General features: G+C 64.9%; 14 protein-coding genes and 2 pseudogenes. 5 read left to right on the top strand and 11 right to left on the bottom strand.

What is annotated here, in order from left to right; genetic code table 11:
• Window positions 1-150: 150 nt before the first annotated feature.
• The 10 genes and pseudogenes from AC0IX7_RS17345 to AC0IX7_RS17300 form a co-directional block, all read right to left on the bottom strand.
• The gene (locus AC0IX7_RS17345) at window positions 151-1,938 is read right to left on the bottom strand and encodes a DPP IV N-terminal domain-containing protein (protein WP_471813931.1); all 1,788 of its coding nucleotides are present in this window, start codon (window positions 1,936-1,938) and stop codon (window positions 151-153) included.
• A 467-nt stretch (window positions 1,939-2,405) separates the two neighbouring features.
• Entirely contained in the window at window positions 2,406-2,927 is a 522-nt protein-coding gene (locus AC0IX7_RS17340; protein ID WP_471813074.1) for a DUF4982 domain-containing protein, read from the bottom strand.
• Window positions 2,897-3,796: a glycoside hydrolase family 2 TIM barrel-domain containing protein gene (locus tag AC0IX7_RS17335; RefSeq protein ID WP_471813929.1), complete on the bottom strand. Its 900-nt coding sequence runs from the start codon at window positions 3,794-3,796 to the stop codon at window positions 2,897-2,899. The genes AC0IX7_RS17340 and AC0IX7_RS17335 overlap by 31 nt, the downstream gene beginning before the upstream one ends.
• Window positions 3,709-4,194 carry a hypothetical protein gene (locus tag AC0IX7_RS17330; protein ID WP_471813072.1) on the bottom strand — a complete coding sequence of 162 codons (486 nt, stop codon included), beginning with the start codon at window positions 4,192-4,194 and terminating at the stop codon, window positions 3,709-3,711. The genes AC0IX7_RS17335 and AC0IX7_RS17330 overlap by 88 nt, the downstream gene beginning before the upstream one ends.
• Window positions 4,191-4,871: a sugar-binding domain-containing protein gene (locus tag AC0IX7_RS17325; protein ID WP_471813071.1), complete on the bottom strand. Its 681-nt coding sequence runs from the start codon at window positions 4,869-4,871 to the stop codon at window positions 4,191-4,193. The genes AC0IX7_RS17330 and AC0IX7_RS17325 overlap by 4 nt, the downstream gene beginning before the upstream one ends.
• Before the next feature lie 22 nt (window positions 4,872-4,893).
• Window positions 4,894-5,292 carry a hypothetical protein gene (locus AC0IX7_RS17320; RefSeq protein WP_471813069.1) on the bottom strand — a complete coding sequence of 133 codons (399 nt, stop codon included), beginning with the start codon at window positions 5,290-5,292 and terminating at the stop codon, window positions 4,894-4,896.
• A 140-nt stretch (window positions 5,293-5,432) separates the two neighbouring features.
• A pseudogene (locus tag AC0IX7_RS17315) lies at window positions 5,433-6,674 on the bottom strand (TonB-dependent receptor domain-containing protein); the annotation flags it as partial.
• A gap of 523 nt (window positions 6,675-7,197) precedes the next feature.
• Complete coding sequence (locus tag AC0IX7_RS17310; protein ID WP_471813068.1) at window positions 7,198-7,842, bottom strand: TonB-dependent receptor plug domain-containing protein; 645 nt, start codon at window positions 7,840-7,842, stop codon at window positions 7,198-7,200.
• 172 nt (window positions 7,843-8,014) lie between these two features.
• Window positions 8,015-9,190 carry an MFS transporter gene (locus tag AC0IX7_RS17305; RefSeq protein WP_471813067.1) on the bottom strand — a complete coding sequence of 392 codons (1,176 nt, stop codon included), beginning with the start codon at window positions 9,188-9,190 and terminating at the stop codon, window positions 8,015-8,017.
• Window positions 9,191-9,252: 62 nt separating this feature from the next.
• A pseudogene (locus AC0IX7_RS17300) lies at window positions 9,253-9,869 on the bottom strand (flavin reductase family protein).
• Window positions 9,870-9,920: 51 nt separating this feature from the next.
• Between AC0IX7_RS17300 and AC0IX7_RS17295 the strand changes: the two are divergent.
• The 3 genes from AC0IX7_RS17295 to AC0IX7_RS17285 are packed head-to-tail and all read left to right on the top strand — an operon-like array spanning window position 9,921 to window position 12,712.
• On the top strand, window positions 9,921-10,679 hold the full coding sequence (locus AC0IX7_RS17295; RefSeq protein WP_471813066.1) for a cytochrome b/b6 domain-containing protein: 759 nt from the start codon (window positions 9,921-9,923) through the stop codon (window positions 10,677-10,679).
• Window positions 10,676-11,437, top strand: coding sequence for a molybdopterin-dependent oxidoreductase (locus tag AC0IX7_RS17290; RefSeq protein ID WP_471813065.1), 762 nt, complete (start codon window positions 10,676-10,678; stop codon window positions 11,435-11,437). Before AC0IX7_RS17295 ends, AC0IX7_RS17290 begins: the two co-directional genes overlap by 4 nt.
• A 48-nt stretch (window positions 11,438-11,485) precedes the next feature.
• Window positions 11,486-12,712: a class I SAM-dependent methyltransferase gene (locus AC0IX7_RS17285; protein ID WP_471813063.1), complete on the top strand. Its 1,227-nt coding sequence runs from the start codon at window positions 11,486-11,488 to the stop codon at window positions 12,710-12,712.
• A gap of 119 nt (window positions 12,713-12,831) precedes the next feature.
• Here AC0IX7_RS17285 and AC0IX7_RS17280 read toward each other — a convergent pair whose 3' ends face one another.
• Complete coding sequence (locus AC0IX7_RS17280; RefSeq protein ID WP_471813062.1) at window positions 12,832-13,221, bottom strand: EF-hand domain-containing protein; 390 nt, start codon at window positions 13,219-13,221, stop codon at window positions 12,832-12,834.
• A 146-nt stretch (window positions 13,222-13,367) separates the two neighbouring features.
• On the opposite strand from AC0IX7_RS17280, the gene AC0IX7_RS17275 reads away from it, so the two are divergent.
• Both AC0IX7_RS17275 and AC0IX7_RS17270 read left to right on the top strand, forming a co-directional pair.
• On the top strand, window positions 13,368-14,585 hold the full coding sequence (locus tag AC0IX7_RS17275) for an argininosuccinate synthase (protein WP_471813060.1): 1,218 nt from the start codon (window positions 13,368-13,370) through the stop codon (window positions 14,583-14,585).
• A 38-nt stretch (window positions 14,586-14,623) separates the two neighbouring features.
• Window positions 14,624-16,195 (top strand): hypothetical protein, encoded by a 1,572-nt coding sequence (locus AC0IX7_RS17270; RefSeq protein WP_471813059.1) that lies wholly within the window; start codon window positions 14,624-14,626, stop codon window positions 16,193-16,195.
• Window positions 16,196-16,252 lie beyond the last annotated feature (57 nt).

Raw genomic sequence — 16,252 nt, 5'->3', positions numbered from 1 at the left:
GATCCTCCCCCAGCGGGGAGGTGGCTGGCGCTTGCCAGACGGAGGGGTATCGCGCTCTCGGTAGCGGGCCACCCCTCCGTCAGCCCAAGCGGCCTGCCACCCCCTCAACGGGGAGGATTAAGCGACGCCGCATGCCAATCCGGCACAGCCTCACCGCCAAGCTCCCGCACAAAAACCCGAACTGCCGCCGCGCGACGTAATCGATCGGCCCGCTCGAGCGCCCGACGCTATGCTCGCCCCCGGCACCACCAGCAGCTCGAAATCCTTCCCTGCACGGATCAGCGCGTCTGCCACCTGCATCGTCGAGGCGGGGTCGACGTTGCTGTCCTGCTCGCCGACGATCATCAGCAGCTTACCCGTCAGTTGCGCGGCATGATCGACGCCCGAGGCCGCGGCATAGCTCGCATCGACCGGCCAGCCGAGCCACTGTTCGTTCCAGCTGATCTTGTCCATCCGGTTGTCGTAACAGCCCGCATAGGCCACCCCGACCTTGTAGAAATCGCCATGGAACAGCAGCGCATTCAGCGTGCTCTGCCCGCCCGCCGACGCGCCGTAGATGCCGACCCGGTCGATATCGTAGGAGGGGTCCTTAGCCGCCATCGCGCGGTGCCAGGCGATCCGGTCTGGAAAGCCCGAGTCCGCGAGGTTCTTCCATGCGACGTCGTGGAACGCCTTCGAGCGGTTGGCGGTCCCCATCCCGTCGATCTGCACGACAATGAAACCAAGATCGGCCTGCGCCTGCATCCCAATGACCTTGTCGCCGCCGGAATGAAACCCGAACGGCCAATATTGCTTGGGCACGAAACTGTCGTGCGGCCCCGCATAGATGTTCTCAATCACCGGATAACGCTTGCGCGGGTCGTAGTCGCGCGGCCTGACGACGACGCCCCAGATGTCGGTCCTGCCGTCGCGCCCCTTCGCGACGAACACCTCGGGCGGCCGGAACCCCGCCGCACGCAACGCGCTGTCGTCGCCTTTCGTAACCGTAGCAACCAGCGCGCCGTCGCTCGATCGATGCAGTTCGCTGACGGTCGGCAGGTCGACGCGCGAATATGTATCGACATAGAGCGTCCCGTCTGGCGAGAACCGCGTGTCGTGATCCGCCTTTGCGGGCGTCAGTGCGGTCAGGTGCCGACCGTCGAAATCGATCCGGTAGACGTGGCGGAAATACGGGTCCTCGCCCGCATTCATGCCACTCGCGGCAAACACGATCTGTCGCTTGGCATCGTCGACGGCGATGACGTCGCGCACCACCCAGTCGCCGGTCGTGATCCGGTTTTTCACGGCCCCGGTGCGGCCGTCGATCAGGTACAGATGGTTCCAGCCATCGCGTTCCGACGCCCAGACGATCTCACGGCCATCCGCGCCGATCTCGTGCGCGTAGCGACGATCGGCATAGACGAACGTCTTCGCATCCTCGGTTACCGCGGCGTGCGCAACGCCCGTCTCCGCATCGACCGCGACGATCCGCGCCTGGCCGAAACCGCGGCGGACATAATCGAACGCCACGCTCCGTCCGTCCTGTCGCCAACGCGGCGCAGACAGTTCATACGGGATGGGGAACAGCGCGTCGTCGATCACCGTCTGCCGCCGGGTGGCGACGTTGAACAGCACCGGCCGTTCCTGATCGATCGCATCGCCAGGCTTCGGATAGAGCTGGCTTTGCAGCTTCGGCTGGAGTTGGTCGCGCGGCGACGACTCCACGCGTAGCACCCGCCGCTGATACCCCGGACGGACACGGTAGATCATGATGTGCCGACTATCCGGCGACCAGCGCAGTGTCCCCGGATCGTAGAACTCTCCCGCTGTGCCATCGACGCTGAGCGGCACGATAGCCGTATCGCCGGCCTTGCGCACGACGAGGTTGTCGCCCTGTACGAACGCGCTCCAAATCCCATCGGGCGAAGCCTTCGGGCTGTTGTCCGCCGGCACCGCCATATCGCGCACCACGCCAAAGCCGCGCGGTCGGCTCCGATCGACGACCGCTTCGCAGCGATAGACGATGATCCCACACTGCCAGCGCGTTTCGTCCAGCGAGAACGCAATCGCCTTGCCGTCGTCCGCATAGTCGAACTCGGCGAACGGCAGGTGCATCGGATCGACCACGTCGTGCCGCGCATCGCCGAGCGCCGCCGCAAGCTTGGCGGTATCAAATGCGGGCGACTTGGCGAGCGTCTGCGCGTCGACCGCCTCGAACGCGAACCCACCCGCCACCGTCTTGCGATACGAGAAGCGCCGCCCGTCCGGTGTCCAGTGCGCCGGCCAAGCGACCTCCCGCGTCAGATCCTGCCAAGCCCGGCGCAGTCCGATCGATCGCCGGAACGCGGCTTCGTCGGGCGCGGCCTGCGCCGCCGCCGAAGCGCACAACAGGATCAGCGCGAGCGCCCGCGACGAACGACGTACAGTCATGGGATATCCTTGGTCAGACCGATGAGCGGCAGCAGCGCCGGCGCGAGGCCGTCGCCACGCGCCTCCAGCCGGATCAGCCCGTCCTTCGCACCCGCCTGCACCAGCGCCATGCAGAGCCCGTTGAACGCGGAGCGCGACATTGCATGATCGGGCTCCAGACTCCGCGGATCGCCGTTGCCGACGCCGAGCAGTTTCGCATCACCCGTCAGCGTGAACGACACGCGATTGGACGCGGTAGGCATTTCGCGCCGTTTCGCGTCGAGGATCGCCACGCGCACGACCGCGACCTCGCCCGGCGCCAGCTGCCGCCGGTCGCTCGACAGGCCGATCCGTGCCGGTCCCCCGGTCGTCTCGCGCACTGCGTGCATCACGCGTTTGCCGCCGCGATACCCGTGCGCCTCGATCCGCCCAGGCGCATACGCCACCTGCCATTCGAGATGTTTGTTCTTCACCACCGACTGCCGCCCAAGGCTCCGCCCGTTCAGGATCAACTCGACCGCCTCGCAATTGCTGTGCACCCACACCAAGACCGGCTGGCCCTCGCGCCCCGCCCAATTCCAGTGCGGGAACAGGTGCAGCACCGGCTCCCCGCTCCACCACGCGCGATAATAGTGATAATTGTCCTTCGGGAACCCGCACAGGTCCATCTGGCCGAAGTTCGAGACATTCTCGGGCCAGCGTTCGAACGGCGTAGGCTCGCCGCGATAGTCGAACCCGGTCCATACGAATCCCCGCTCAGGAACGGCCGCGCGTCGTAGAAACTCCACCATTTTTCCGCGGTCGTCGCCCATTTGGGAAATTCGCGGTCGTACGCGGGCACGAAGCCGGCCTTGTCGTCACGCGCATATTCGCCGCGGGTCATCACCGTGCTGCCCGTCTCGGTGCCGATTATCGGCATGGCGGGATGCGCGGCGTGGTACGGATCGATCGCGTCGAGGTAGTAATTGCACCCCATCACGTCGAGCACGCGCGACGCCCCCTCGCCGAACTTGCCGTTGAAAGCCTCCGTCACCGGCCGCGTCCCGTCGAGTTCGTACACTTTGCGCTTCATCGTCTCGGCGATCCGCGCGCCGGTCTCGGTTCCGCGGTGGATTTCCTCGTTGCCGATGCTCCACAGGATGATGCTCGGGTGATTGCGCCCCTGCCGCACCATGCGTTCAAGCTGGCCCAGCCCCTCGGCATTGCTCGACATCTGCCGCGTCTCGTCGATCATCAGGATACCCATCCGGTCGCACGCGTCGAGGATCGCGGGCGACGGCGAATGATGCGTCGAGCGATACGCGTTGCTGCCCATCGCCTTCAGCCGTTCGAGTCGCCAGACGTGCAGGCTGTCGGGCACCGCGAAGCCGACCCCGGCATGATCCTGATGGTTGCAGGTGCCCTTGATCTTGACCGGCTTGCCATTGAGGAAAAGCCGCGGTCCGGGTCGAAGCGGATCGTGCGAATCCCGAAGCTGCACGTGTCGCGATCGACCACCGCACCGTCGACGAGGATCTCGCTGACCAGCGTGTAAAGATGCGGCGTTGCGAGCGACCAGAGCGCAGGCGCGACAATATGCGTCTCCTGCGTCGCGGTCGTCGCGCCCCAAGCCGGCAGCGCGGGCGGGTCCGCGAACAACACCAGGCTCTTCCCGTCGGGGCCGATGACCGTCGACCGTACCCGCGCTTCGCAGGCGGCACCGTCATTCGCGATCTCGGTCGCAATCCGAACGCTCGCGCCCCCGGCATCGACCGAACAGCGCACGGTCGCACCCCAACGCCGAACGTGAACCGGCGACGTTTTCACCAGCCGGACGTCGCGGTAGAGCCCCGCCCCTCGTACGACCACGCCTCGCCCAGACTCACGTCGCAACGGATGACGAGCACATTGTCCTCGCCCGGCTTGGCGAAGTCGGTGACGTCGATCTCGAATGGCACATAGCCACTTTCGTTGGATCCCACGACGAAGCCGTTGAGGATCACGACGCAATCGCGCGCCACCCCGTCGAACTGGAGCAGCAACCGCCGCCCCGCGTCCGCCTTGGCCAACGGGATCACGCGCCGATACCAGCCCACACTGGTCGCGGGCCACATCCGCCCGACCGGCTTGAACCCCTGAAACGCACCCGTGCGATCCGCCTCGCTCCCCGCCGGTCCGAACTGCGCGAACGGCAGGTCGACTGCCCAGTCGTGCGGCAGCGTCACTGACTCCCAAGCGCTGTCGTCGAATTTCGCTTCGGCAACCGGCGTGCCGACATCGCCCGACTTGGCATAGGTATCGTGCGAACGGCCGAAGCCGAAATCCCTCGCCGGATCGCTCGCGTGCCCCAGATGAAACCGCCACCCGGTCCCGAGCGAGACGATCTCGCGCGGGCCGACCGAGGGAGACGTCCCCGCCGCAGCGATCGGCATTGCGGGAACGATCGCAGCAAGCGCGGTCACGCCGCCCGTCTTCAAAACGTCGCGGCGGACCAAGCTCGTCATACCATTACCCCAGCGGTCACCGTCAGAAATTCACCGTGGCGCCAACGAACATCGTCCGGCCCAACGTATCGTACACGCCGGGATAGGTATTGCCGTTACCGAACGACGACAGGATGCCCGCGGCAATCGCCGGTGGATCCTTGTCGAACAGGTTGTTGACGCCGGCGCGCAACTGGAGCCCCCGCCCGACCGCGACGGTACCGGCGAGATCGATGTAATTATAGGCCGAGATCTTCTTGTTGATGACGCTCGGCGTGCCGGCAAGGAAGCTGTTGTCGGACAGCGACGACAGCGTGACCGCATCGGTATGGCGCCACGACACCGACACCGAGGCGCCCTGCGGCATCTGCCACGTCGTCCGCATCGCATGCCGCCATGTCGGGTTGGGCTGGCCGCAGGTATAGCCGTACAGCCCCTGCAATCGTAGCTGCCCAGCCCCGCCAAGGGTTCGGCCGCCTGCTCGATCAGGCGCGTGCCGACCAAGTTGAGGTTGATCTTGCCGAGCGCGCCGATGCCGACCGTGTAATCCGCGGTGATGTCGACCCCGGAGGTCGTCAGCGATCCGGTATTGTACGTCGTCGAGACGATATAGCCGTTGGTGCCGAAGATCGCGCCCGAGCGCGGATCGCGCGTAAACAGCCCGCAATAGAACGGATCGCCGCCGGCCACGCACTGGCTGATCGCGAGCGAAGGATCGACCGAGCTGATATAGTCCTTCACCTTCACGTGGAAATAATCGACGGTCAGCGTGAAGTTGCGCAGCATCCGCGGGGTCAGCACGATACCCGCGGTATAGGTGTCCGCCTTTTCGGGCTTCAGTGCGACGTTCCCGCCAAACTGTGCCGAACACGTATCGGACGGACATTCGATGATGCTGCCATATTGCGCCTGCGTCACCCCGGTCAGCCGGCACACGTCGAGCGATGCAGTCGGCGATGCGCCCGAACATGGATCTTGCGCGGCGACGTTGCCGATCGATCGCGATCCGAACAGCTCGCCGATATTGGGCGCACGGATCGCGCGGTTGTAGCTGAAGCGAAGACGCGCATCCTCGGACGGCGCCCAGCTCGCTTCACCTTTGTAGGTCCAGACGTTGTATTTCGACTTCAGTCCGGTCGATTGCTGGTCGTTGCGATACGCCGAATAGCGAAGGCCGCCGTTGATGGTCAGCGCATGCGCGAACGGCAGGTCCTGCAGGATCGGAATTTCGATCTCGCCATACGCTTCGTTGACGGTGATGCGGCCATCGGAGTCGGTCGCGCCCCCTGTTCGGCGACCGCGTCCGCGGTATAGTTCAGCGTCTCGCGGCGACGTTCGGCGCCGACCGCGATATTGACGCCGCGCTTGGCCCAGGGACTGGTGATGCCGAACGTGCCGAGGTCGCCGTTGACGTTGGCGGAGATCACCGTGAGCGCATTGCGCGACGCGGTGTTGCTCTCCGAGAACAGGTAAGCGGCCTGCGTGTCGGTAATGGCATTGGGCTGGAACACGTTGACGGGGATGCAGGCGGGATCGCTGCCGTCGATCACCGATCGACAGGTCGCCACACCGTTCACGTTGACCACGTCGAGCGCGCGCTGCGCCTTCACGTTGTCGACATTGTTCATGTACGTCTCGTTGAACTTCACCAACGAATGCAGATAGTTCACGTCGTACTGGAAACCGTGGCCGAGATCGCCGCGCACACCGGCGGAGTAGCGGTAATCCTGATGGCGGAGGTCGTCGCGTCGCGACTGCCCGTCGCCGAGCCGGTAGCCGATCAGCGTGTCCTGCGTCGCCGATGTTCCGGCGTTCGCACCACACAAGGACTGTTGTTGCGCCGCGCTCATCAGCGGGTTGTCGCACGGCACGGTGAAGCTCGTTCCCAGGAACAGCGCGGACGGCGCGACCTGCGAGAAGGTGTGGTCCTTCATGTACATGAAGCTGCCATAGACTTCGGCGATCGGCGCGATCTCGAACTTGGCGAACGCACCGCCGATGTAGCGATCGTCGGACCGCTGGAGGTAGTTGGTCGGCGAGTAGTTGTAGGCGTAGGCCGACGTGTAGGGCACCCAGTTCTGCGTGCCGTTCATGTTGTTGGTCAGTGTCTTGCCGGCGTTGGGCCCACCCAGTGGCGCAAACGTGCCATAGGTCGAGTTACTCGAGCCGCCGCAGACCAGACCGGTCCCGGCGTCGTCGGCCTGGTTCAGCGCGCACGCGGACACGTCGCGATTGGCCTGAAGAACGGGCTCGGTGTGACGATAGCCACCATAGACGGTGACGTTGCCGCGACCGTCGGCGAAGTTCTTGCCATAGGCAGCGTTGATATCCTGCTTGCCGCCATCGGCTACGCGGCGCGGTGCATTCGCATACCCTGCCGCCGAGACGATATCGCGCACCCGCTATTGTCGTTGGTATGAACGCCGAGACTCGATTGGACGTCGATGCGAAGGCCATCGAGATGATCCTTCAGCACGAAGTTGACGACACCCGCCACCGCGTCGGACCCGTACACCGCCGACGCACCGCCGGTCACCACGTCGACCCGGTCGATCAGTGCCGACGGCACGAAGTTCAGATCGATCGCCTGTTGCGGCAGCAGACGCTGGCCGTTGAGCAGGATCAGCGTCCGATTGGAGCCGAGGTTGCGCAGGTTGATGTTGGCGGTGCCGTCCGATCCGTTCGAGACGTTCTCGTTCGCGTCGGCGGTGAACTGCGGCAGGCGGTTCAGCACGCTCTCGACGTTGACCGCGCCCTGATATTTGATCTCTTGATCCGTCACCGACGTGATCGGGCTGTTGCTCTGCAGATCGGGGCGGCGGATGCGCGTGCCGGTGACGACGATCGCGCCGTCGGCGTTCGACTCAGCGGTAGCCTCCGGTCCCGGCACAGGCTCCGGCGCAACCTGCGCGTAAGCACCTGACGAAAGCAGTAGCGCGACCATTGCCCCCACGCGCGACTCCAGCCGGAATTTTTCAACATAAAATGTCATGGGTGCCCGCGCTCCTGTTTCGATGTTGCGCGCAATCCATCACGCCACCGAAACTAAGTCAAATATAATATACGATATCCCAAATCTGTTGTGGTTGAGGGTTGCGGCAATGCCTCAAGCGACAGGAGCGGCGTGGTCCGCTGGACGCTGCGGCGGCCCTAGCCGCCCATACTCACGATCGCAGGGACGGGGCCTTTCGCGAGTCCAGTTTCCAGGACAATGCCCAGATCGCGAAGCCGCCGAGCGCCAACGCGGTGCCGACCCATCCGGTCGAAGGCAGGCCATAGCCTCCCGCGATCGCCAGGCCGCCAAGCCATGGCCCGATCGCGTTGGCCGTATTGAACGCGGAGTGGTTGAGCGCCGCGGCCAGCGTCTGCGCCTCCTCCGCGACGTCCATCAGCCGGGTCTGAAGGATCGTCGAGAGGCCTCCGCCGCAGCCGATCAGCAGGATCACGGGGAGGATCGCCCAGAGATGCGGCGTCGCTGGTGCGTACAGGGCTAGTGCGCCGGCGCCGAACAGCAGGGTGATTCCCGCCGCAGGCATCAACGCGACGTCCGCGGCCTTTGCGCAGACCAATGTGCCGATCGTCATGCCGACGCCGAACAGCGCGAACGCGACCGGCGTGAACGCGGACGACACGCCCGTCACCTCGGTCAGCGTCGAGGCGAGATAGGTATAGACGCAGAAAATGCCGCCGAACCCGACCGCCCCGATCGCGAGCGTCAGCCAGACCTGCCCGTTACGCAGCGCCGCCAGTTCGCCGAGCGGGCTGGCATCCTTGGCAGGCTGCAGGACCGGCGCGAATCTGACCAGCATCGCCACCGTCGCCGCGGCGATGATCGCGACGATGCCGAAGCCCCAACGCCAACCGAACCACTGGCCGATGCCATTCGCCAGCGGCACGCCCGCGATCGTCGCGATCGTCAGCCCGAGCATCATCCGCGACACCGCCCGCGACCGCTTATCGCGCGGCACCATCGATGCGGCCACCAGCGATCCCACGCCGAAATACGCGCCGTGCGGCAATCCACTCAGGAACCGGGCGAGCAGCATCAGGTGATAGGTCGGGGCGAGCGCGGACAACGCGTTGGCGATCCCGAGGAACGTCATCAACCCGATCAGCAACACCCGCCGCTCGGTCTTGGCCGCCAGCACCGCGATCGTCGGCGCCCCCACGACAACGCCGAGCGCATAGGCGCTGATGACATGCCCCGCCGTCGGCTCGTCGATCCCCAGGCCGCGCGCGAACTGCGGCAAAAGGCTCATCGCGGCGAACTCGGTGGTCCCGATCGCAAATCCCCCAACGGCGAGCGCGAGCAACGCCATGCGCGTATCGACAGGTTTCATGGGGGATCGCTTTCGTGAGTCGGTGAGGGCGCAAAATGCTGCGCCGCAGCATCAACCCTCTATCAGCCCGGCCGACGCATCTTGAACAAGGAATCCTCCGTGATCGTAAAGTAATCCGCGGGGCCGCCGCCGCGCAGGATCGGTTGCGCACGCGCCGTCTGGTACACACCGTCCTCCAGCATCGCCGAATCGATGTGGATCGCGACCGCCTCGCCCAGCACCAGCCACTGGTCGAGTTCGCGGCCTTCCTTCGTCTCGAGTCGGATCAGTTGCGTCAGCTTGCATTCGAACTGCGCGCGGCTGGCGGCGACGCGCGCCGGCTTCACCTTGGTCGACTGCGCCATCTCAAGCCCGGCCAGCGCGAACTCGTCGACATCGGCGGCAACGTTCGCGGCGGTCGTGTTCATCGCCTCGCTCAGGTCGCGGGACACCAGATTCCAGACGAACTCGCCGGTCGCCTCGATATTGGCGACGCTGTCCTTCCAGCCCATCGACGAAAAGCCGATGATCGGCGGGGTGTAGTTGAACAGGTTGAAGAAGCTGTACGGTGCGAGGTTCGCCACGCCCTCGGCGGAGACGGTGCTGACCCAGCCGATCGGTCGCGGCGCGACGATCGCGTTGAGGGATCGTGCGGCAGGCGGTGACCGTTCGCGGGTTCGTAAGAATGCCATTCGATCATGCGCTTATCCCTGCTAGGATCGGGTTCGACTGGCTATAGCGAAGGCCGCGCATGAACGATCCCATTGCCTACTCCGATTCCGTCCCTGGTTCCTTGGTGGTCGTCAAACGCCACAAGCTGGCGACGCGCATCTGGCACTGGGTGACGGTGGTGACGATGTTCATCATGATCGGCAGCGGGATCGGCATCTTGAAGGCGCATCCGCGGCTGTATTGGGGCAGATACGGCGCGAATTTCGACGCCGCCTGGACGACGCTCGACCAGTGGCCGAGTTGGGTGGTGACGTTGCTCAACCTGCTGACGATCCCGGCGAGCTACAACCTCGCGATCTCGCGACGCTGGCATCTGTTGTTCGCGCTGGTGCTGAGCTTCGCGCTGCTTGGGTTCATGATCGTTAGCCTGATCAACCGCCATTTCCAGCGCGACCTCCGCGTCCGCGCTGCCGAGCTATCGCCACGGGAAGTCGCGCATGACGTGAGGGAACATCTCGCCTTCCGCTTCCACGATCCGAAGCGGCCGGGCGCGTACAATATTCTCCAGAAACTGTCGTACGTGGCGACGATCTTCGTGCTGATTCCAGTGATGATCCTGACCGGGCTCGCCATGTCGCCGAACATGGATGCGGCGTGGCCGTGGTTGCTGGAGGTGTTCGGCGGGCGGCAATCGGCGCGCTCGATCCACTTCATTGCGGCGACCGGGCTGGTCCTTTTCATCATCGCCCATCTCGCGCTGGTCATTCTCGCCGGTGCCTGGAACGAGGTTCGCTCGATGATTACCGGACGCTGGGCAGTGCCGGAGGACGTCGCATGAGTTCGCTGATTACCCGCCGGTCACTCGTTGTCGGTGCGACCGTCGGCGCGGGTGCGTTGCTGACCGGGTGCGACAAGATCGCCGCGAACCCCGAGGCGCGTAAAATCCTGTTCATGGGCGAGGACATGAACCGCGGGCTGCAACGCGCCCTGACGAACCGCAACGCGCTCGCACCAGAGTTCAGCCCTGCGCAAATGTCGCCGATCTTCCGATCGAACGGCACGCGCGATCCGGGTACGCCCGGATACACCGCAATGGTCGCGAACAACTTCGCGGACTATCGGCTGAAGGTCGGCGGGCTGGTCGACCGGCCTTTGTCCGTGACCTTGCCGCAACTCCGCCAGATGCCGTCCCGCACGCAAATCACGCGACACGATTGCGTCGAGGGGTGGAGCGCGATCGGTAAATGGCATGGGCCGAAGCTTGGCGCACTGCTCAGCGCCGCCGGGTTGCAGAGCACCGCACGCTACATCGTCTTCACCTGCGCGGACCTGTACCGCGGCACGCCCTATTACGAGTCCATCGACCTGATCGACGCGCTCCACCCCCAGACGATTCTGGCCTGGGCGCTCAACGACCGCGTACTCGACGTCGCGCACGGCGCGCCCGTCAGACTGCGGGTGGAGCGACAGCTTGGCTACAAGCACGCCAAATACGTCATGGCGATCGATGCGGTGGCTAGCCTCGCCGGAATCGGCAAGGGTAAGGGCGGCTATTGGGAAGATAACGTGGATTATGACTGGTACGCGGGAATCTAAGCCGCCGCGGGGTAGCGCAATTCCGTACCAGTCATTAGCTAAAGCGGCATGGCTCTTTTCGATCGTTTCCTGGCCCGGCAGGTTAAAACCGGCGAACTCACGCTCATCCATGCGGACGGCACGACCAAGCATTTCGGCAAGCCCGACCCGGCCTATAACCCGGTCACGATCCGGCTGACCCAGCCCGGTGTCGCCGGCGCGATCGTCCGCCATCCGGCATTGGGCGCGGCGGAGGCGTTCATGGACGGGCGCCTGGTAATCGACCGCGGCGACATCCGCGATCTGGTCAATCTGCTCAAGGGCAACAGCCCGTGGGAGCGTGGCGGCGGGCTCAATCCGTCGCTACCGATCAAACTGCTCGACAAGGTCGTCCACCGCGTCGACCGCGTAAACATGGCGCGCCGATCGAAGAAGAACGTGGCGCATCATTACGATCTGTCGGACCGGCTGTACGACCTGTTCCTCGATGCGGACCGGCAATATAGCTGCGCGTATTTCACCGATCCGGGCAATAGCCTGGAGCAGGCGCAGAGCGACAAGAAGGCGCACATCGCCGCCAAGCTGGCGATCCAGCCGGGCATGCGCGTGCTAGACATCGGCTGCGGCTGGGGCGGGATGGCGCTGTACCTGCACGCGAAGACCGGGGCCGAGGTTCTGGGCGTGACGCTGTCCGAAGAGCAGTTGAAGGTTGCGCGGCGTCGTGCCGAGGAGGCCGGTGTCGCCGACAAGGTGAAGTTCGAGCTGATCGACTACCGCGCGCTGACCGGGACGTTCGACCGGATCGTCTCGGTCGGCATGTTCGAGCATGTCGGCCCGGCGCACTATAAGGCGTTCTTCCGCAAATGCCGCGATCTGCTGACCGAGGACGGCGTGATGCTGCTCCACACGATCGGCCGGATGGGCGGGCCGGGCGTGACCGACACCTTCACGACGAAATACATCTTCCCGGGCGGGTATAATCCGGCGCTGTCGGAGATCGTGAAGGGGTATGAGGGACTGAAGTTCTTCCCGACCGATATCGAGGTGTTGCGCGTGCATTATGCGCTGACGATCGACCAATGGTATGATCGGACCGTGGCCGCGAAGGACGCGATCGTCGCGCTGTACGACGAGCGATTCTACCGGATGTGGACGTTCTATCTGGCGGGGGCCGCCGCGGCGTTTCGCACTGGCGGCATGGTCAATTACCAGATTCAGCTGTCGAAGAGCCGGATGACCCTTCCACTAACCCGCGACTACATGATCGAGGGCGAGCGGGCGTTGCGCGAGGGCTGACCCACCCCCTCCCTGGAAGGGAGGGGCTGGGGTGGGTTGGCTAATTGGCATGAGCCGCGCCGCAAAACGGGCCGACCACCCCTAACCCCTCCCTTCCAGGGAGGGGAACCCGGTGTGGCTCAGCGCGGCCCCTGCACTTCCGCCTTGGCAGCAGCGCGCTCGTCGCCGCCGATCTTGCCGTCCTTGTTCGCGTCATACTTGGCAAACGTCGCGGCCAGTAGCGCCTGCGCCTCGGCCTGCGTCACTTTGCCGTCCTTATTCTTATCCGCGCTCGTGAACCAGAGGTCCGCGAGGCGCTTGGCATGGACCGGATCAGGGCGACCCGGCCCGACCTTCATGTTGCTGATCCGGCCCTGCACTTCGGTGCGCGTGAGGACGCCGTCCTTGTTGGTGTCCGACGCGGCGAATTCGGTCTTGAACTTGGCCGAGGCGGACGCGCGGGTCTCCTGCGCGAGCGCCGGGGTCGCAAGACCGGCAATAGCGAGAACGGTAAGGCTTTGGCGTAGCACGGTGGGATAACTCCAGAGGATTTGCGGCGCGAATAGACCGGTTCGGTTGTACGCGCCATGAACGCCATAGTTGCAGGCGCCGGTTGCATGGACGTCCCCCAGCGCATAGGGGCGCGGGCATTGGATATTGCCCGAAGGATTCTGCCGTGACCGATCAGATCAACCGCGTCGTGCTCGCCTATTCCGGTGGCCTGGACACGAGCGTGATCCTGAAATGGCTGCAGCAGACGTATAACTGCGAGGTCGTGACCTTCACCGCCGATCTCGGCCAGGGCGAAGAGCTCGAGCCGGCGCGCGCCAAGGCCGAGATGATGGGCGTGAAGCCCGAGCACATCTTCGTCGACGATCTGCGCGAGGAGTTCGTGCGCGATTACGTGTTCCCGATGATGCGATCGAACGCGCTGTACGAGGGGCTGTACCTGCTCGGCACGTCGATCGCGCGGCCGCTGATCGCCAAACGCCAGATCGAGATCGCCAAGATGGTCGGCGCCGACGCGGTCAGCCACGGCGCGACCGGCAAGGGCAACGACCAGGTCCGTTTTGAACTCGGCTATTACGCGCTGTCGCCCGACATCAAGGTCATCGCCCCGTGGCGCGAATGGGACCTCACCAGCCGCACCAAGCTGATCGAGTTCGCGGAAGCGCACCAGATCCCGGTCAGCAAGGACAAGCGTGGCGAGTCGCCGTTCTCGACCGACGCGAACATGCTGCACACCTCGTCGGAGGGTAAGGTCCTCGAAAACCCGTGGGACGAGGTCCCCGACTACGTCTATTCGCGCACGGTGAATCCCGAGGACGCGCCCGACGCGCCGGAATACATCACGATCGATTTCGAGCGCGGCGACGGTGTCGCGATCAATGGCGAGGGCATGTCGCCCGCCACCTTGCTGTCGATGCTCAACGACTATGGCCGCCGTCACGGGATCGGTCGTCTCGATCTGGTCGAGAACCGCTTCGTGGGCATGAAGAGCCGCGGCATGTACGAGACGCCGGGCGGCACGATCTATCAACTCGCACACCGCGGCATCGAGCAGCTGACGCTCGACCGCGGCGCCGCGCATCTGAAGGACGAACTCGCGCCGCGCTATGCCAAGCTGCTGTACAACGGCTTCTGGTTCTCGCCGGAGCGCGAGATGCTGCAGGCGGCGATCGACCACAGCCAGCTGAAGGTGTCGGGCACCGTCCGATTGAAGCTCTACAAGGGCGGCGTGTACGTGGTCGGCCGCAAGTCGCCGAACTCGCTGTATTCGGAGAAGGTCGTGACGTTCGAGGATGACCAGGGTGCCTATGATCAGCGCGATGCCGAGGGCTTCATCAAGCTGAACGCGCTGCGCCTGCGGTTGCTCGCGAAGCGCGACCGGTAACTACGATCGGTTAACCATGCGGCGCTACAGCCGTATGGGTGGACCGCGAACGCCTTGACCTGATTTCCGATTTCGCGATCGCCGTCCTGTTGGCGTTCGTTCTGGGGCTGGCGTGGAGTATCGGTGACTGGTCCTCGCTTTCGGCGTTACGGCTGCCCGATACCGACGACATCATGCGCCTCCAGCAGGTGCGCGACTGGCTTGGTGGGCAATCGTGGAGCGATCTGACCCAATACCGACTAAGTACTGGCGTGCCGATGCACTGGTCGCGCGTCGCCGATCTGGGCCCTGCCCTGCTGATCACCGCCGCGACGCCGTTGCTTGGAACACACCGCGCCGAGGTGCTCGCCGTCACCGTCTGGCCGATCCTGCTGTTCGCCGGCGCGTTACTGTTGGTGGGTCGGATCGCCCGCCACCTCGACCCCGATGCAGCGCGCACGGCGATGGTCATCGCGGCGACCGCATATCCGGCGACAACGATCTTCGTACCCGGGCGCATCGACCATCACGGCCTGCAACTGGTCCTGCTACTCGGCGCGACGCTGGTCGCGATCGGAAAGCCGACATTCCGCAACGGCGCGATCACCGGGGCACTTGCCGCGACCAGCCTCGTCATCGGCATGGAGACGATGCCGTTCTTTGCGGTGCTCGGTGCCGCGGCGCTGCTCGCCTGGGCGTGTGTGGGACGCGGGGGCGACGCGCGGATCCTCGGTCTGGGTGTCGGGACGCTGACCGGGCTCGGTATCGGCATTGCGGGATTCGCCAGTCGACAATGGCGCTATCCTGCCTGCGACGGATTCACCCAGCAGGCCGCGACCGGCCTGGCGATCATGGCAATCGTTCCGTTGGCAGTCGCGGTGCTGGGACGGCATATAATATCGGTCCGAGTCAGGCTGGCAATTGCCGCCGCCCTGTCTCTCGGAGCGCTCGGCGTCGTCCGGCTGCAGTCTCCCGCGTGCGGATCGCCCTATGGGCAAGTTCCTATACTGTTGCGCCGATTGTGGCTCGATCACGTCGGAGAGGCGCAATCGATCGTCACGGCGTCATTCGGCGTGGCGTTCGGGTATCTCGGAGTCATGCTCGCGGGGGTCGCGGCCTCAGCGTGGCTGGTGCGTCGGCGGCCCGGTCGCAACGCGGTCCTGCTGCTCGCGCTTCAGTGCACAGCCGTCGCGATCGCCGCAGTGCAGCTTCGCGGTGCCTATACCGGCGCGATGCTCGGCGCGCCCGCGCTGGCCATCATGATCGGCGCGGCACGGCGGCGCGGTATTCTCACGCTGGTGACGGCATGGATTCTCTCGACCGGCATGCTCTACCCTATCGCGGCCGAGGCATTCGTGCCGTCGGCGCGAAGGCCCGCTCCAAGCGCGTCGACCTGCACCTCGCCTCAAGCGATAGCTGCGCTCGACCACCTTTCGCCCGGCATGGTGATGGCACCTATCGACGTCGCCCCTGGGGTATCGCCGCCACCCCGCACGCCTTCGTGGCCGGTCCCTATCACCGCAACACCGCAGGAAATGTCGCAATGTACCGGTTTTTCTCGGCCACAGCGGCCAGGCGCGAGCGATCGCAGATCGATGGAAGGTCCGTTACGTGGTTTATTGCGACGGTGATTTCGACAGCATCCGGCCCGCCCCTGACAGCTTGGTGCAGGAGCTGGCGTCGCGCAG

This window comes from Sphingomonas sp. AC411, assembly GCF_979253035.1.
This window is presented reverse-complemented; position numbering and strand designations above follow the sequence as displayed.